Origin of the sequence: Rhizobium sp. FKY42, from assembly GCF_005222835.1 — a bacterium.
In the GTDB taxonomy this organism is placed as follows: Bacteria; Pseudomonadota; Alphaproteobacteria; order Rhizobiales; family Rhizobiaceae; genus Neorhizobium.
Genome location: NZ_STGA01000016.1, coordinates 89,375 through 107,454, shown reverse-complemented (window position 1 = coordinate 107,454; position 18,080 = coordinate 89,375). Strand labels below are relative to the sequence as shown.

Annotated in this window: 9 protein-coding genes, 1 pseudogene and 2 CRISPR repeat arrays; all 10 genes and pseudogenes read left to right on the top strand. The window is 56.2% G+C overall.

The features are described 5' to 3' along the window. Window positions 1–4 precede the first annotated feature (4 nt). Window positions 5–1,054, top strand: coding sequence for a hypothetical protein (locus tag E8M78_RS07425; RefSeq protein ID WP_137134461.1), 1,050 nt, complete (start codon window positions 5–7; stop codon window positions 1,052–1,054). 119 nt (window positions 1,055–1,173) lie between these two features. Next, window positions 1,174–2,628, top strand: a complete 1,455-nt coding sequence (locus E8M78_RS07420; protein WP_137134460.1) for a class I SAM-dependent DNA methyltransferase — start codon at window positions 1,174–1,176, stop codon at window positions 2,626–2,628. Next, on the top strand, window positions 2,625–4,370 hold the full coding sequence (locus E8M78_RS07415; RefSeq protein ID WP_137134459.1) for a restriction endonuclease subunit S: 1,746 nt from the start codon (window positions 2,625–2,627) through the stop codon (window positions 4,368–4,370). The genes E8M78_RS07420 and E8M78_RS07415 overlap by 4 nt, the downstream gene beginning before the upstream one ends. Window positions 4,371–4,392: 22 nt before the next feature. After that, window positions 4,393–5,571: a phospholipase D family protein gene (locus tag E8M78_RS07410; RefSeq protein ID WP_170973353.1), complete on the top strand. Its 1,179-nt coding sequence runs from the start codon at window positions 4,393–4,395 to the stop codon at window positions 5,569–5,571. Then, window positions 5,571–6,506 (top strand): restriction endonuclease, encoded by a 936-nt coding sequence (locus E8M78_RS07405; RefSeq protein ID WP_137134477.1) that lies wholly within the window; start codon window positions 5,571–5,573, stop codon window positions 6,504–6,506. Before E8M78_RS07410 ends, E8M78_RS07405 begins: the two co-directional genes overlap by 1 nt. A gap of 336 nt (window positions 6,507–6,842) precedes the next feature. Continuing rightward, window positions 6,843–11,093 carry a type VI-A CRISPR-associated RNA-guided ribonuclease Cas13a gene (gene cas13a, locus E8M78_RS07400; protein ID WP_137134457.1) on the top strand — a complete coding sequence of 1,417 codons (4,251 nt, stop codon included), beginning with the start codon at window positions 6,843–6,845 and terminating at the stop codon, window positions 11,091–11,093. Between the two features lie 158 nt (window positions 11,094–11,251). Continuing rightward, window positions 11,252–11,564: a CRISPR direct-repeat array (repeat unit 37 nt; unit sequence GTTCGGCACGAGGGCCATTTTGAAGGCCCACTGCACC). 68 nt (window positions 11,565–11,632) lie between these two features. Continuing rightward, window positions 11,633–13,609: a CRISPR-associated endonuclease Cas1 gene (gene cas1, locus E8M78_RS07395; protein WP_137134456.1), complete on the top strand. Its 1,977-nt coding sequence runs from the start codon at window positions 11,633–11,635 to the stop codon at window positions 13,607–13,609. A 5-nt stretch (window positions 13,610–13,614) separates the two neighbouring features. Next, the gene (gene cas2, locus E8M78_RS07390) at window positions 13,615–13,905 is read left to right on the top strand and encodes a CRISPR-associated endonuclease Cas2 (RefSeq protein WP_137134455.1); all 291 of its coding nucleotides are present in this window, start codon (window positions 13,615–13,617) and stop codon (window positions 13,903–13,905) included. A 195-nt stretch (window positions 13,906–14,100) separates the two neighbouring features. Further along, window positions 14,101–14,561: a CRISPR direct-repeat array (repeat unit 37 nt; unit sequence GTTCGGAACGACGGCCATTTTGACGGCCGACTGCACC). Window positions 14,562–15,057: 496 nt separating this feature from the next. Continuing rightward, window positions 15,058–16,842, top strand: a complete 1,785-nt coding sequence (locus tag E8M78_RS07385; RefSeq protein WP_137134454.1) for a hypothetical protein — start codon at window positions 15,058–15,060, stop codon at window positions 16,840–16,842. A gap of 757 nt (window positions 16,843–17,599) precedes the next feature. After that, a pseudogene (locus E8M78_RS07380) lies at window positions 17,600–18,042 on the top strand (FGGY-family carbohydrate kinase); the annotation flags it as partial. Window positions 18,043–18,080: the final 38 nt, after the last annotated feature.

Genomic DNA, 18,080 nt, shown 5'->3' with positions numbered 1-18,080 from the left:
CGTGATGTCTACACTGAGAATTGCTACGTACAACATCGAATGGATGAATAACCTCTTCTTGAAAGGTGAAGCCAAGCTTCGAACCGAGCCCGCGAAAGGTATGGGACGCTTCCCGACCAATCCGCGCGGTGTCGCCGAACGGATCGCCGGTGTCATAAAGGATTTGGATGCCCACATCATTGGCGTGCAGGAGGGCCCTTCGAAACTCAGCCAGATGCAGTTCTTTTCAGACGAGTTCCTGGACGGGCGCTACACAGCGGCGGGGATCGAGTCCGGTTCGCAAAGTATCTATGCGCTGGTTCGAAACGATTGCCCCATAAAAGCAACGCCCTACGATTCGAGCAGTGTCTATTACAAGAGGCTCATGAAGCCGGTTCAGTTTCAGCCGTGGGGCGAAGTGAACAACGCCAAGAAATACAAGATGGCACGTCCTCCAGCGCTGATCAGGCTTGCAGGCAAAGACGACGGCAAGCCGATACACCTGGTCGTTGCTCACACGAAAAGCCAGTTCACCAGTGGCTTTACCAAGGCCAAGTTTGAAGCGCGAGAGCCAGTAGCAATGCGTGAGGCTATCCTATCACGTCAAAAGCTCAGCGCCGATGTTGCCGCACTGCGACGCCACATAACAAACGTGATCTTGGAGCGGCAGAACGCCAGCGGCGTGATCGTAATGGGTGACTTGAACGACGGTTTCACGCGAAGTGTCTTCGAGCAAGAGTTTCTGATGCAGAGCCTTGTCGATGAACTTCGCGGTAGTTTCCGTCGACAGAGCGCCTTGCTCGACCATGTTCTCGACGAGGCGCAACTGCGCAAGAAGGAGGCCTTCACTGTCGAGTTCAGAAGCCCTGAAAAGCGCGGAATTACGCGCGAATTGATCGACCACATTCTTGTAACGCCAGCACTAAGAGACCCGGCGTTCTGGCTGCAACTGCAGCCGGGATCGGCAACCATTGCCCATGAAATTTCGAAGGCACATACCTCGGGCACTGGCGCAAAGGCGGATGAACGACCGAGTGATCATATTCCGGTCTATGCGGATTTCACCGTCTCATAAACGCCGGGACTTACTTACGCGGGGTAAGATTCCCCGCTGCCATCGCAAAAAGGCTGCGGCGCCCGCAGCGAGCGTGTATCTATCGCCGCGGGTATCAAGAGCCATATGTGAGAATCGCAATGTCAGTCCGTAACACCGTCAAATCCATCCAGGATATCATGCGCCAGGATGCCGGCGTCGATGGCGATGCCCAGCGCATCAGCCAGCTCTGCTGGATGTTTTTCCTGAAGATCATGGACGACCAGGACCAGGAACTGGAGCTTACGCACGATAATTACGTCTCGCCCATCCCGGAGAAATTCCAGTGGCGCAACTGGGCCGCCGACCCGGAAGGCATCACCGGTGAGGCGCTGCTGAATTTCGTCAACAACGAGCTGTTCCCCGCCTTGAAGGCTCTCCCGGCCTCGGCGCAAGCCGGAGACCGCCGCCGCGTGGTGCGCGATCTCTTCGAGGATGCCTATAACTACATGAAGTCGGGGCAATTGATCCGTCAGGTGGTCAACAAGATCAGCGATGTCGATTTCAACAGCCTGACGGAACGCCAGCATTTTGGCGAAATCTACGAACAGATTTTGAACGACCTGCAGTCTGCCGGCAATGCGGGTGAATATTACACTCCGCGCGCGCTGACCTCCTTCATGGTGGAACGTATCGACCCGAAACCTGGCGAAACGCTGTTCGACCCCGCCTGCGGCACTGGCGGATTCCTGACCTGCGCCATCCGCCACATGGAGAAGAACCATGTGCGCACGCCGGAGAGCCGCGAGAAGATGCAGGCCGGTTTGCGCGCCGTGGAAAAGAAGCCGCTGCCGCATATGCTCTGCGTCACCAACATGCTGCTGCACGGCATCGAGGACCCGAGCTTCGTACGCCACGACAACACGCTGGCCCGCCCGCTGATATCGTGGGGTAAGGATGAGCGCGTCGATATCGTGCTCACCAACCCGCCCTTCGGTGGTCGGGAGGAAGACGGTATCGAAAACAACTTCCCGACCTTCCGCACCAAGGAAACCGCAGACCTGTTTCTGGCGTTGATCGTGCGCCTGTTGAAGGATGGCGGCCGCGCCGCCGTCGTCTTGCCGGATGGCTCGCTGTTCGGCGAAGGCATCAAGACGCGGCTGAAGGAGCATCTCCTGGAGGAGTGCAATCTCCACACCATCGTGCGCCTACCCAATTCCGTCTTCAAACCCTATGCCTCGATCGGCACCAACCTGCTGTTTTTTGAAAAGGGCACGCCGACCAAGGATATCTGGTATTGGGAACACCGCGTGCCGGAGGGCCAGAAGGCCTATTCCATGACCAAGCCGATCCGGCAGGAACATCTGCAGGATTGTGTCGATTGGTGGGGCGGGCATGAGCGCAAGGGCCGCGAGGAAGGCCCGCAGGCCTGGCGCGTGACTTTGGAAGACGTAAAGGCGCGCGGCTTCAATCTGGACTTCAAGAACCCGCACATGGTGGCCGATGACCATGGCGACCCAGAGACCCTGCTGGAAGAGCTGACGGCGGCTGAGACAAACGCGGCCCGACTGCGCGACCAGTTGAAGAGCATTCTGGCCGAGGCGCTGGCCCGATGAACGCTGAACGCTTGTTGCAGTATTACGAACAGATTGCCGATGCCCCGGATGCCATTGTCCGGCTGCGGCGGTTCATTCTCGATCTGGCCGTACGGGGCAAGCTTGTGCCGCAGTCTTTCGAAGACGAGCCGGCGTCGGAGTTGTTGAAGCGGATTGCGGAGGAAAAGGCGCGGCTGCTCAAAGCAGGAGAAATTCGAACTCCCAAGCCTCTTGGTGCAGTGGTGGGCGTTCCCTTTTCAATTCCATCGAATTGGACTTGGTCGCAAATCGCTGAAATCGGGATCATTAGCCCGCGAAACGATGCGCCTGACGCACTGGAAGCTTCCTTTGTTCCAATGCCCTTGATCGCGGCCGAATATGGTGTTGCGAACGGACTCGAAGTCCGCACTTGGGGCGAGATAAAGAAGGGGTATACGCACTTCGCCGAGGGCGATGTCGGGCTCGCGAAGATCACCCCTTGTTTCGAAAATGGCAAGTCGACGGTATTCAGGAATTTGACCGGTGGTATAGGCAGCGGAACGACTGAACTTCACGTCGTTCGACCACTGCTGGTCGTGGCAGACTACATTTTGCTCTTTTGGAAGAGCCCTCATTTTATAGAAACCGGCATTCCTAAAATGACGGGAACAGCGGGCCAGAAGCGTGTGCCGACTGACTATTTCGCTAACTCTCCTTTCCCCCTTCCACCCATCGCCGAACAACATCGCATCGTCGCCAAGGTCAAAGAACTGATGGCGCTGTGCGACGAGCTGGAAGCGGCGCGAACGGGGCGGGAGACGAAGCGGGACCGGCTGGCCGTGGCAAGCCTTGCCCGCCTCAACACCCCCGACCCGGAAACCTTCCGCGACGACGCCCGCTTCGCGCTCGATGCCCTGCCGGCACTCACCGCCCGCCCGGACCAGATCAAGCAACTGCGCCAGACCATCCTCAACCTCGCCGTCCGCGGCAAGCTTGTTCCGCAAGACCCGGCGGATGAACCGGCAGAAGTGTTGTTGACGCGCGTTGAAAACAAGCGCTCTGAGTTACTGAAAGCTGGATATCCAAATGCTGGCGAGGCGCGTACCCAGTTAAAAAAACTTACTGAGCAAAACGTGCCGGATGGATTAGAGATGCTACCTAACGGTTGGGCTTGGGCAACCCTCCAGCAGTGTTCCTTGCTTGTGATCGACTGCAAAAACAAAACCGCACCGTACGCAAGTTCGGGCATCCGATTGGTGCGGACCACCAACGTCCGAAATGGTCAGCTTAACGCATACGATCAGAAGTACGTCAGTGATGAAACATACCGTGTCTGGAGCGCTCGGTGCCAACCTGAGCCAGGAGACATCCTGATTACCCGCGAAGCGCCCATGGGGGAGGTATGCCTTATTCCGAATGGCGAAACGATTTGCTTGGGGCAGCGGATGATGCTGGCGCGGTTGGTTCCGGAAACGATCAGCAATGAATTCATGTTGTATTCCTTGCGTGACCCTCAACTCATGGATCGCGTTCAGGATAAACCGATAGGCGCAACGGTTCAGCACCTGAGGGTAGGTGGCGTCGAGACTCTCTTAGTTCCCCTCCCACCCCTCGCCGAACAACACCGCATCGTCGCCAAGGTTGATGAACTCATGGCACTCTGCGATCAGTTGGAAACCAGCCTGACCAGTGCCGACGAGAGGCGGAAAAAACTGCTCGAAGCGCTGCTGGCCGAGGCGCTGGCACCGGTGGATGCCGAGGCGTTGCGGGAGGCTGCGGAGTGAGACCGGCGGCGAGGAAGGGGAGATGACAACACGATTGGTTGATGACGGATGGGCGGCAGAGCTGGAGGCGGCACTTGCCATCGAGAACCGCAACTTTTGCGTCATTTCTCCCTTTCTCAAAAAGCTAGCCGTACAGCGGACGCTAGCGCATGCCCCCAATCCTATCCGTGTCGTAACACGCTTCAACCTTGCGGATTTTGCGGACGGTGTCAGTGACATTGCCGCTTTAAGGAACCTGCTTGCGGCTGGCGCAGAGGTGCGCGGGATCAGGAACCTTCACGCCAAGGCGTATATCTTCGGTGAGAAGCGAGCCATGGTCACCTCTGCCAATCTCACAGAGGCCGCGTTGACGAGAAATCACGAGTTCGGCCTTGTATCCGAAGACCGTGAAATCATTGCTGCAACCAAAGCATATTTTGAAAAGCTGTGGGCATGCGGCGGGTTGAATTTGACCGTTCAGCAACTGGATGATTGGGAGCAGACGGTCGCACAGTATTTGGCCGAGGGAGCGCCCCCGAACGCAACGGGGAGGTTGGATGATTTCGGGGCAACGGGCGCTGGTATATTGGACTTGCCACTTTCATCTGGTGCCATTGAGGCAGAGCAAGCCTATGTGAAATTTCTTGGCGAAGGCAACAACCGAGTTTCGTTGTCTTTCCCGGTGCGAGATGAGGTGGAGAGTGCGCTTTGCCATTGGGCTTTGACGTACCCGGCCAACAAGAGACCGACTGCCGTTAAAGACGGTGCCTTGATGTTTATCAGCCGGCTCACGAGTGACCCGAGGGACATCATTATATTCGGTCGCGCTATAGGCATGAAACATGTGCTGGGGCGAGACGATGCATCTGCCGCCGAAATCAAAGCGCGTGATTGGAAAGACGATTGGCCGCGATACATCCGGGTGCATCACGCCGAGTTTGTTGCCGGCACCATGGCGAATGGTGTTTCGTTGAATGCGCTAATGGATGAGTTGGGCCACGACGCGTTCATCTCGACGCAACGAAATCACGCCTCAGGTGAGGGTAACACCAATCCTTACAAAGCCTACAGACAGCAGGCAGCTGTGCAGCTTTCTTCGCAGGGGCAGAAGTGGTTGACCGGCCGGCTTCAACTTGCCTTGGCTCGGCACGGTAGGTTGCCGCAAGACGAGCTTGATCAGATTGGATGGCCGACTTTGCCGATCGAATGGGCCAAAAACTGATGGCAATTCCCGATTACCAATCCCTCATGCTACCTGTGCTTCGGCTCGCCGCCGATGGCGAAACCCGTGTGCCGGATGCAGCGGAAAAGCTGGCCGACCAGCTTGGCTTGTCCGTGTCGGAGCGGGAGGAGATGCTGCCGAGCGGACGTCAGCGCATTTTCCACAATCGCATCCATTGGGCGAAGTTCTACATGACCAAGGCCGGCCTGATCGACAGTCCGGCGCGCGGTCGCTTCGTGGCAAGCCCGGCGGGCAGGGCGCTGCTCGCCACCAATCCCGTCGGCATCAATGTTGATACGCTGAAAACCTATCCGGCCTTTGCCGAATTCTACGCCTCCAGTACATCGGGCGCCGGCAGCACGGACGCTGCGTCAAGGGGCGCCGGTGAAACTATCGATGCAACGGCTTCCGCGACGCCGGAAGAACAGATCGATGCCGCGCAGGCGGTACTGCATCAGGCCCTGAAGGCGGACCTGCTGCAACGCATTCTGGCGCAAAGCCCGGCATTCTTCGAGCGCGCCATTGTCGATCTGCTGGTCGGCATGGGCTATGGCGGCAGCCATGAAAGCGCCGCCCGCCGACTGGGCAAATCCGGGGACGGCGGCATCGACGGTGTGATCGACGAAGACCGACTCGGCCTCGATCGAATTTATGTCCAGGCCAAGCGCTACGCCTCTCATATCAGCGTCGGCCGGCCAGAAGTCCAAGGCTTCCTCGGCAGCCTTGTCGGAGTCGGTGCCGCCAAGGGCGTCTTTGTCACCACATCCAGCTTCTCCGCTCCGGCCATCGACTTCGTCCGCCACCTGCCTCAGCGAATCGTGCTGATTGATGGTGACCGGCTGGCCGACCTTATGATCGAGCATGGCGTGGGTGTTCGCATTGCCCGCACCGTGGAGGTGAAGCGGCTGGATGAGGATTTCTTCGTCGAGGAGTGATGGTCGTACGTCGCGTGAATGCGGAAATTATTTCCGCATCTGTGGGCTTCAGCGTGTCTGCATACTGCTATGTCTCAAAGAAGCCACTGCGTTTTCGGCGCAAATAGGAGAGCCTCTTTCCAACAGGACGGGCAAAGCTCGCGAAACTGGATCACCGGCCTACAGATTGATCATAGGCACGTCATCGGAAGTGTTGTTCGGTTGTTGTACTACGGCTGCTTCATTGATCTGCGTGTAGTCGAGTGGGTTGGGGGCAAAACTTCTGTATGGCTCCAGGAACTTCAATGCATTGATTCGAAATGATCATGCCGATGAATTCTCTCGGTCTCTGCATATTTGGGGCGAGAATGGTTCTTGCTCCCTTCACCAAAAATTACCAATCTGTCGCCTGTAAACAGGAGGCATTTCATGAAAATCTTGCGTTCAAAAGGCCAGAGTTACACTCAGAAGAGCGCTGCTGTTGGACATGAAGGTGGAGAGCTTGGGCGTGGGTTGAAACCCTTCAACTCCACTGGGTCCTCCGGCGAAATTGATCCCAGTTCGCTCGTAAATTTCATTGTCTCCGATCCCGATTTGGCAATGCGCCAGCTCGTTTCGGCGCTCGACAAGGTCGTCAGGAAGCGGCCACTGAGGGCTTTCAACGTCAATGCCTATGTCGATCGCGTCAAAATCGCTGCCTATCTCTGGCGGCTGTTGAAGCCGCATTTGCCCGAAGAAATCCGCGAACTCGGTCAGACCAACAAAACTTGGATGTCCCGGGTGCATTCCAGCTACGCCACAGACGAAATCGATGAGGCGTCACCCAAGACCGACAAAAATGCCGCGATCATCGAGAAATACGCTGAGAAGGCAAACAACGATTTCAAACTTGGCACGGCCGGCGCGCGGCCAGCCGCGACTCGCGAGAGCCTTCGCGGGATGTGGCACGATTCATTGTGGCGCCCCTCGCACGAGGACACGGCCCAGGCTATCTTCGATCATGTCTTCACGCAGGAAATGCTGATCCGTCGAGCTGAGAAGGACCCGCCGGATAACTTTCGCTCATCAAAGGGGAAAAGTAATGCAAGTGGCCGGGGGCTTGCTGCCGCGCGGGCCGAGAGCATGGCGAAAAGTGTTCATGACCCGAGAGTGAAAAAGGGTGAGGAACCGAAGAAGAAGCGAGACTGGCGCGATGAGCACGCCGAAATCTACTTCAAGAAGCTGCCGCTGACGCCAGAATCAAGTCGGAAGGTGGATGTTGCGGAACGTATCATTCTCGCGTTGCAGGATCATGTGGAGCGAAACGCCGCAAATCTCGGTTCGATCATAGGTCGAGCGATCTTCGAACATTTCGGCGCGTTGAAGGGAACCTATGAAAGGGACGACGAAAACGTTCGTCATTTGGTGAACCTGAACAACGCGGTGCGAACCTTTTATGCCGATCTTGCCGACACGCAGCGGCTTCGGATTGCATTTGATCCCAAGCTGCGTGAGCGCCACAATCAGCGCAAGTTGACTGCCAAGGGTGATCCGGGGGATGCCGGCGATGGGTTCACGCGCCTGCTGCCGGCAGATGCGGGAGCGCTTCGGGAAAAGATGGCTGCGGTGGATGGCAACCGCGACATCAGTCGCTGGATTCGGCTCGGGCGTCTTGTGGTCCACGCGGCCGATGCCGACGACAATTCCAAATTCAACCAAGCGGAGTTCGAACGGCGACTGGACTATTTCGCCACAAGCGCTGGTCAATCCCAAATCAAGCGCAACGAGACCTTTGCGCGAGTCTGGCGGAGCGCGGCAACCATGTCTCTGCGCACGCTCAAAGCTTGGGCTGACCCGGACAACAAGGCGGTTAAGCTTGCAGCGAGTGAGGCGCAAACTGATAATCGAGACATTGCGGCGGAGGAGGTGAGTGAGATTGCTATCAAGAACCTGAACACTCACCACTTCAACGCATTCAATGCAGTCCTATTCGGGGATCGGCTCATAAAAGGGCAATCTCGCGCCAGTTTGTTTACCGCGACAGAAGACTCCAAAGATCAGGCCCAACGCGACATGAGAGCGTTTCTGCGACTCGGCTCGGGTATGCGCAATGCGATTAGTCATCTGATCACAAAACCAAGGCTTGCACGGTTACTCAAGGTGGGCATCGTTTCGGATGCTGGGCATGTACCCAAACACACTGCTGAGAAGCTCAAGAAGCTGTTTACATTCGACAAAAACTTGCGGCGTTACATGATCGCCCAGGAGCTTGATCGCCTGCAGATTGCGCGTTTTGCAAATGAAACGCAGGTCGGGAATTTCATCCAACAATTCTCCATGCTTCCGTTGGCCGAACCAGTTCCAGTTCCTCGCTTTATGTCGGTCCTTGCGAGGGCCAGGGCGCTTGGCGACCATGTCCAGAAAGAAGTGAGTAAGGACCGGAAAGGAACGCAAGTTCGTCTCAATGAGACAATAGATGATGCTTTAAGGGGACTGGCTAAGGTTCAGGTAGACCCGGAGACACAGGCGGGGCAGGGGCCGGAAAGTTGTAAGCTCGGCCTCCTTCGTCACCTTTACGATACCGGCTTCCGGAATTGGCTCGCGCGCGACGGCAGCGGGCGAACAGAAGTCAAGGCCGTGCTGGCAACGCTTGCGAAAAGCAAAGCGCAAAGAGTGAATGCTCACAAGACGGAAAAAAGGCTGCATTTCACGCCGGATGACAGCTTGGTCCAAACCCTGCTCGATGAGGGCTATGACTCATTGCCTGAATTGTTCGCGGAACTTGATGCACGCTCGGCGCAATTGCAGCGCAGCTTCAACCGCTTCAAATCCGACACCAAAGCGCAGAGGCAAAAGTCGGGATGGGTCGACGAATTCAAGCAGGAGCTATTCGCTCATCTCTTTGCTCTTTATATCCAGAAAGCAGGCTTTGACTGGCTCTACAGCCTCACGGCGAGGGATTCTATCTCTAGCGTGAAACCGATCGATCCTGCGACGATCAGTTTGCCCGAACTTCCCAATCAAGAGTGGCATGAGCGGTTCCATGCCTGGTTATACCTGTTGCCGCTGGCGGAAGTATCGAAGCTGCGGCATCAGATGATCAAGAGCCGGGTGCTTGAGATAAAGGGTAGCGACCAGCCGAATGAAGGCGAACAAAAGGTCCTCGCAGAGGCCGACATGCTGATGGCGCTCCATCTTTCAGTTCGGGATGCGGGTTATGCTGGAGAAGAACATAAGCCTCTCCTCGATCTACTGGCAAAGGCTAATCCCAAAACTGACTTTCGCACGTTGGTCTATGGAGATGTCGCAAATTTTGAAAAACTGATGTCGACCGAGAAAGACGATCAGAACTTCAGTCTGGCAGGTACAAGGCGTGGGCTGCGCGACATGTTGCGCGTTGGCAACGCCGCTATTCTCAGCAGTATCTTTAAGTACCATCCCTTAGGTCCCGAAGAAATCGGCCTCTTTGCCGATAAGGCGCAGCGTGATGCGAGCGGAAGGGCTGCTTCTCTGCGCGATGACTTAAAGAAGCAGCTTTTGGATGTGTATCACCAGTGGACGCCCAAAGGGACAGAGGCCGAAACGCAACGCAACGATGCACTGAAGACGCTGGCAAAACACTACCAGGCTGCGGCAACAGATGCGGCGATGAAAGGCTTCTGCTCTCACGCGGCGCGACTGGGGGATCACCTTGCCTTGCATGATCTGATAATGCGCATCTCGGCGCGTCTCGCCGACTACGCGTGGCTTTGGGAGCGTGATCGCGCTTATGTTTATCTGGGCATGCTGTGGGACAATATGGGCGGCCGGCTGGAGATTAGTGTTCAGCCAGGCACAAAGTCAAAAGCGATGACCGTCTCAGTTACGGCCCCACAGAACAAGTCCTTCGCGCTTTGGAACGAAAATGGGGCGTTCGCCACCGATAAGTCTCGGGCGTTCGATCTCAAAAACCTGTCTCCGGAACATGAGGACATCTTTAGGGATCATTTTATCGGCAGGGAGGAGCATCCGAAGGACCGAGCGCGGATCAAGGAGTTGATGAAAGCTGGTACGACTTTCCATGTGCCGCGGGTCTCTCTTGGTCCGGTCCGCATTCGCAACGATTTTGCCCATTTCAACTTTCTGTCCTTTGCCAATCCGAAAGATACCAAGCAGGACAACAATGACGACACGATCAATCGTACACCCAACTTCACGTATCTCGTCAATGCAGCCCGCTCGCTCGTCAGCCATGACCGAAAGCTGAAGAACGCGGTCGCCAAATCCATCGCAGAGATCATTGAGGACGAAGGTTTGGAGATCACCTGGACGCTGGGCCATGAACGGTTGCGAAAGGCCCGTGTGGCACCGCGCCTCATGCCGCATCTTGAATTTCTGCCGCGTGACCTTGATGACTGCCGCTTCGCACTGCCACGTGTCTCGGCGCGATATGCATCAATGGTCAAAGCCTTGTTCGACCATGACCATGGTGGGAACCGGACAAGAGAGAAGACTGGAAAGAAAGATAAGGATGACAAGGACATCTACGCCGCGCGCGGCCCCTTGAAATATCCGGCGTTCCCAAAGGAAAGCCGCGTACCGCCTGAAATCGGCAGTTGGAGTGCCTATCACGGTAGGGATAAGGCCTGATTAGCCTCAGAAATCATGCAAGACGCAGATTTTGTTGTCGTTTTTTGACCGAGTGTGGAGCTGAAGTTCGAGGATATGGAGCTGAAATTTAGCTTGTGGCATCAGCCTTCGAAATATCGTCTGATTGACAAAGCTTTCCATTGCTTTACCGATAGGCAGTTCGGCACGAGGGCCATTTTGAAGGCCCACTGCACCGTGTCTCCTTTAAAAACGTGTCAGTGTATTTCGTTCGGCACGAGGGCCATTTTGAAGGCCCACTGCACCAGAAACGCAAGAGGCCCAACGCCCTTTGCTGTTCGGCACGAGGGCCATTTTGAAGGCCCACTGCACCCCCTGTGGAAAGTGCCCTGTGGGCGGTTGAATTGTTCGGCACGAGGGCCATTTTGAAGGCCCACTGCACCCCTCTCCTGCGGTACGTGTGAAGATAAATCAGTGTTCGGCACGAGGGCCATTTTGAAGGCCCAACGTGGTCTTGCGCCTTGATGTTGGCCTTGGCATTCTGGTCCAATTGGCAAATTTGATATTCCTGAAGGGCATTGATGGACACTTCCGGACCGGACCTCTGGTCGCACATCACTTCGATGGAAGCTCTGCAAGAGGCCTGGGCGCGCGTGGCCATGAACGAGGGCGGTCCGGGCGGTGATGGCATCAGTCTGGAGGAATTCCGGCGTGATCTTTTCGGCAATCTGACGCAATTGCGGGCCGATCTTCTGGCGGGTTCCTGGCGGCCGCTGCCGCACAGAAAGGTAGCAATACCAAAAAAGAAGCCGGGATATCGTGTTCTGACCATCCCCTCCATCCGCGACCGAGTGTTGCATACAGCCATCGCTCAGGCGCTCACGCCCGTGCTTGAGCCGATGTTTGAAGATGGCTCGTTTGCTTACCGTCCGGGCCGAGGCGTGCAGGATGCGGTGCGCCGCATCGAACATTGGCGCAACCGCGGCTATTCAATCGTCATCGAGGCCGACATCGTGTCCTATTTCGACAATGTCGATGTCGAACTCCTGGAAAGCAAGCTGAAGACGGTGCTCGATCCGCTGCCGGGCGGTGCTCCGGTGCATGCATTGATCAGCGCGATACTCGCTGCTGGTGCCGCTGCACTTGCAACACCGGGCAGGGGCATCGTGCAGGGATCGCCCTTGTCGCCACTGCTTGCCAACCTGCACCTTGATGCGCTGGACGAAGAGATCGAAGGTGAGGGCGTGAAAATCGTCCGCTTCGCAGATGATTTCGTCATCCTCTGCAAGTCGGAAAAGCGCGCGGAGAAAGTGCTGCAACGTTGCATCGCCGTCCTGGCCGAACATAATCTTCGCCTTCATGAGGATGGCACGCGTATCGTTAATTTCGATCGCGGATTTGATTTCATTGGCTACCTCTTTCTTCGAACGCTTGCGCTGCAGGATAAAAATCCAGTCGTGCCGGATAAGCCTGCAAAGCCTTTGAAGTCTGAGGTTACAGATGATGGTATTATCAAGCTGGAGGAACGGGACGCCCGGTTCGATACAATCGGGCGTGTTCTCTACCTTGTCGATGCGGATCACCAATTGTCTGTGCGCAATCGTGCTTTCAGTGTGAAGCGAAACGACGGCGCTGAACTGATCGCCATTCCGCACGGCAAGGTCGGGCGTATAGAGATATCGAAGAATGTCGCATTTGATCACGCCGCAATCGATCTTGCGCTTGATGCCGGCATCGAACTCGCTTTCTTTGATGGTTTCGGCCAAACGCGTGGCTTGGTGGCGGGACCTTCGCCTCGTCGGGCGGGTCTGCATCTGGCACAGGCAAGGGCGATTCTCGATCCCACCTTTGCCGCAGCGCTCGCTGCAAAACTGGTGGACGCGCGTATTCGCAACCAGCGTACGCAATTGATGCGTCTTTCCCGCTCCAGGCCATCGACAGCCGTTGATGATGCGCTCAGCGCCATGCTGCGACAATTGCGGCGCGTGCCCCACGAATCAACCGTTTCTGCCCTGCGTGGGCATGAGGGCGCAGCAACGGCTGCCTACTGGCCGGCGCTTGGTGCAACGCTGGAAAACCGGTTGGAAGGTGGCTTCCAGCGACAGCGTCCGGCCAGTGATCCCGTAAACGCTGCGATTAACTATCTGACGGGCATCCTGGAACGTGACATCCGAGCCGCAATTCAAGCCGCATCTCTTCATCCAGGCTTCGCCTGTCTTCACGGTACGCGCGACAGACACGATGGCCTCGTCTTCGACCTGATGGAGCCGTTTCGCGCACCACTGACGGAAGGTCTCGCAGTTTATCTCTTCAACGCGCGCAGGCTGCGGCCAGAGATGTTTTCCGATCGGAACGACGAAGGTCTTCTGATGAATGCTGACGCCCGCAAGGCCTTGATCGTCGGATACGAAGCGGCGGTCGAAAAGCGGATCAATCGCACGGACGGAAAAGGCAAATTGGCCTGGCGGCCGATGATGCGCCTGCAGGCGGCAAGTCTCGCAAGTGCTGTGCTGCAGGCTAATGCCGATCTGTTCATACCCTACCTGATGGAGGCGTAGTTCCTATGAGCCGTTATCAGCAGCTACGAGTGTTCTGCTACGATGTGTCCGACGACAGGCGGCGCCGAAGGGTTGCGAAACTGTTGGAGGAGGAAGCGGTCCGGGTTCAGTATTCTGTGTTTGAAGCGCGAATGAGTGACCGCGCCTCTGCCCGCCTCGCAGCATCCATAGAAGCCGTGCTTGCGGAGAGTGATAGCTTGCGAGTCTACACGATCGGTCGATCCGGTGAGACGAAATGCGACGTAAGAGGCGCCGGGGTACCCATTGAAACGAGTACCGGCTTTTGGATGATGTGAACCAGAACCACGACTTCTGTTGAGCCTAGAGGATGAAATTTGCCTCAGAATTAAATAACAACTTGGAATACAAGAGATTTTTGCGCAAATTCTCACGCTTAGTGAGTGGAATTGGTCGATAACTTGCCTGTTTGCTTTCAGTCTCAGGTTTGTATGCACTTGCGGCAGTATCATCAATGCGTTATCGCATATGGTGTTCGGAACGACGGCCATTTTGACGGCCGACTGCACCGTGCCATAGGGTTCTCCTCTTGTTGGCAACTGTTCGGAACGACGGCCATTTTGACGGCCGACTGCACCGATGCTCCTTGTGGGGTTAAACCCCCTATCATACGTTCGGAACGACGGCCATTTTGACGGCCGACTGCACCATGTGTCATGCGGCGAACCTCCTTAGTTAAGCGCCTGCAACGTTCGGAACGACGGCCATTTTGACGGCCGACTGCACCCCAAGCGGGCGGGGGGTTACGGCAAGGCCGCTTGTTCGGAACGACGGCCATTTTGACGGCCGACTGCACCGCTCCTTTCTTCGGAGGGTTCGCGTTGCGGATGTTCGGAACGACGGCCATTTTGACGGCCGACTGCACCCTGTAGGTTCTCGGCGGTGTCTCGTATGGGTGTTCGGAACGACGGCCATTTTGACGGCCGACTGCATTGCAATTCGCCTCATCAAGCTTCTTCGAGGCAGACGGGTAGTAAATCACAATGTTCGTGTTCAGAATTAAATTTGAGGCAACTTGACAAACATACCTGGCGATGTCCGATTGACCGTAACGATGGAGCAAAGTTTTCTACCCTCTGTTCTCGCGAGATTTCTTCATGGATGGGCAAGCCGGAGAAGCGCTGTTTTTTAGTACCAAGATCGTGTTTGGCAGGCAGAAACCCGGTGAGTTTATACCGCGCCAAGTGGAGGTTGGGATAGGAGATCGACCGGGACTCGTCGGTGACTGCTTATCGCTGAATCACAAGGTCCCTGATGCACCATTGCGATCGGCAACGGAGTTCGTCGCACGAGCAAGCGAGGACGATCTCAATTCGTGGCGGGCCGCAATTCCATTGTTTGGTGCCGAGAAACCGTTTTCTGGATTGACCATAGCTGTTGAGGATGCATCTCCAGACACATGTCTTGCCCTTTACTGCTTAAAGGAACGATTGGCCGGACGTAATCTTCCCGAAGATTGGATCGAATTCGCCTCTGACTGGGAGCAGGGTTATACATCACGCGGAGTAGACGTAGACGGTATGGCAGGTGCGCTCCTCAACGCTCTGACCCATGCAATGTATGATAGCAAAATCGGGAGTGATCCCGCTGTTTCCGATACATTCCGGCCTGTCTTGACAAGTGCGATCGATTACCTTGCAGGGCTTATTGCCGCGGATGCTGACCCTTGGAGTATCCCACGACGGCTTCCATCTAGTGCAGGCACCCGTGCGAGCAATTTGCACGAAGTTGCCCACGCAAGTCTGGCCCGTGAACGGTCACATTACGCGCGTGCGCTTGCCAGCGCCCTCAAGGTCCAACTATCGGTCCCGATTGCTGGTACCAAAAGGCGCATGGATCTCGATGCCGTTTTCATGACGGAAGTCGAGTTTACTGGTATGCTGAAAGTCCTACTTCGGCGTGATACAACCGCCCCGCTTGGCCGCGGCTATCCGATCTGGGGATTGTACAGACCGACATTGAGCGGCACTGGCTTTGACATGACCATTTCCACCGATCCTGCGGTTGGCATTGATCTCAAGCGCCTTTGGATCGAAATTGAACTCGCTGAGGAGAAGGCGTGGTTTGAGTACGAGGAAATGCGTGGACCCGCTTACGGTCGACCTCGGGAACCGGTGCGCTCAAGCATGTACAGTTTTAAGGAGGAGCCACCAATCTGTGTGCCCTCCCGAGAGCCATGGTGGGAGGGGCGTCCGCTGTATTCATTGATCGCAGCGCCAAAGTCAGTCGTGATTGGTGAAGAAAGGCTTCCGGGAACGCGTCTAGAGTGGTCACAGATATTGGAGTTGATTTGGCAGCTCTATGCGCCTGTCCAGAACCTCCCGCTTCGACGCTACGAGAAACCAGACGAGTCAGCCTGGCACCTACTCAACAGTCCGCCGGCTGCCGCCCGTCGTGTTCTGGTTAACGCGCGGACAGAGCTTTACGGGGTAAGATTGTGCCTCTCACCTACTACGGACGGTGCACCCATTGCCTGGTCGCCGGTCGTTGCCGCCAGTCTCGCAGCGTTCGTCGATGTGGGGCGCGTTGATATGGCTAGGCTTCCCACGGCAAACGAGTTCGACGTCATAGAAGCCCGTGGCGGAATTATCATCGTTACGTCGCGTGGTATGCTATTGCTGGAAGTCGCGAGCGGGGCTGACTTCCCCTTACGAGAACTAGATCGAGCTGCGCGAGATGTGGCCGCGACTTTGGACTGTGCAAGGGCAATCGCTGACCACATAGATGACACTATCCGCCCGCTGGTCATCAAGGCCATTGACACCGGTTCCTCCACGTATAAGCGCAAGGCACTCAAAGCAATTTATGGCGCGAAACTGAAAGCTCGACAAGCATGGGCGCAAAGCGCAAGATTCGAGGAGGATGTTCTCGTTCGCCAGTTCCGGGAGCTGTGTGAACGTCGCTGGAATGGATTTGGCCGTCTGACTGCAGCGCTCGACGAGGTCGCTGAACTTGAATCAATGGTCGTGTCTTCCAGCGATGTGAGAGCCGCGGCCACATTGAATGCGATCGCGGTTGTCGGCTTTCCCCTTTCTATATGCGGAAATCTTCTTGGGGGGCTTTTAATTGCCAATGAAGAACTGCGGTCTGTCGATGGCGTGGTATGGCCCGTGCTTGGCATATATTTAGTAGCAAGCGCCGTTATCTTGGCAATTGTCTGGGCAGCCGCGAAGATCAGCGATAGGCAATGGCAACCCGATCGCTACATTGAATAGATGGCTTGGTTGCCTCCCTTCCAGGATGACAGCTCCTGCGGGATGGTGGTCGGGCTACTCCAACAGAACGGAAGGCAGTAATGATGACGAGAGAGGCTCCGCCCGCCCCTTAAAAGAATGAAATAGAGAAGGATGTCCCCTGAAGGTTCGTTTCGGAACCAGAACTGGCGGTCTTAGGATGGCTCCGGCCAATCAGAACGATCGCTCGCTGTTCTGTACGAGCAATTTGATCTGGTGAATGATGCACCACATTTTGCAAGTCTCTGCGCATTCAGGCCCCCGCAACCAGTTCCAGCATGAATCGCTGATCACACCGATATAACAGGTGATTAACCGCCAAATCTCCCACACCGCCTCTGAACATCAGGGGCGGTTTTGCGTTTGTCGGTAAGCGGTAAGGCGACCCCGTCTGACCTGAAGTTCCAGGTGACCTGAGACTCGACTTCCCTCCATTCTTCGGGAGAGTTGACCCTTGCCCCATTGACGTAGCCCTGTTGATTCCTGATTTGGAGCCCTTGGATCAATTCCAAAGGAACGGGCAAAGGAAATTTGAATAGGCAACCCGCTCTCGACCAAAGCTGCCGGCAATAGCCGAGAAGAACGGATGCCATATCTTCTCGAAGTGTGGCGCGACAAGCTTCTTGTAATGAGGATCGTCTCTGAGCAGCTTCCACACGGGTCCTGCGTAGTTCGCCAAGACGAAGTCGATAGCGATTGTTCCTTCCATCGGGGGGTGCATCAGACGGGGCGGATTATCCATGCTCGCGCCGTTATCGCCGGCCTGGGGATGGATCTTGAAAGCCTGGTCGCACTTTATGTCGCTGGCTTATGCGGCATCGGCTACGGACTGCGCCAGATCATCTATACCCAGAAAGCATCCGGCGCTGTCGCGGAACGGGTAGTCATCTGCGGCGGTGCCGGTTCCGATACGCTCGTTCGCCAAATCCTCGCAGATGCCAGCAGAAGCCCGTCACTGCCATTTCTGCGCAAGAGCCGGTTCTGCTCGATTATGCGATCCTCGGCAGCGTTGCGGGCGGCGCGTTTTCTAACGTGCGGGATGCCATGGATGCGCTTTCGCGCGTGGCAGATGAATATCTGCCCGTCGAGACTAAACTCGAGGCGCGCCACAACAGGCGGTACGAGGCGCTCTGGCCGCTGACCTGGTGCCTGACGTCACGCGAAGAACGTGCACGAGGTTGAGGAATGACACGGAGCCGAGGTGGGCGACATCAGTCGCC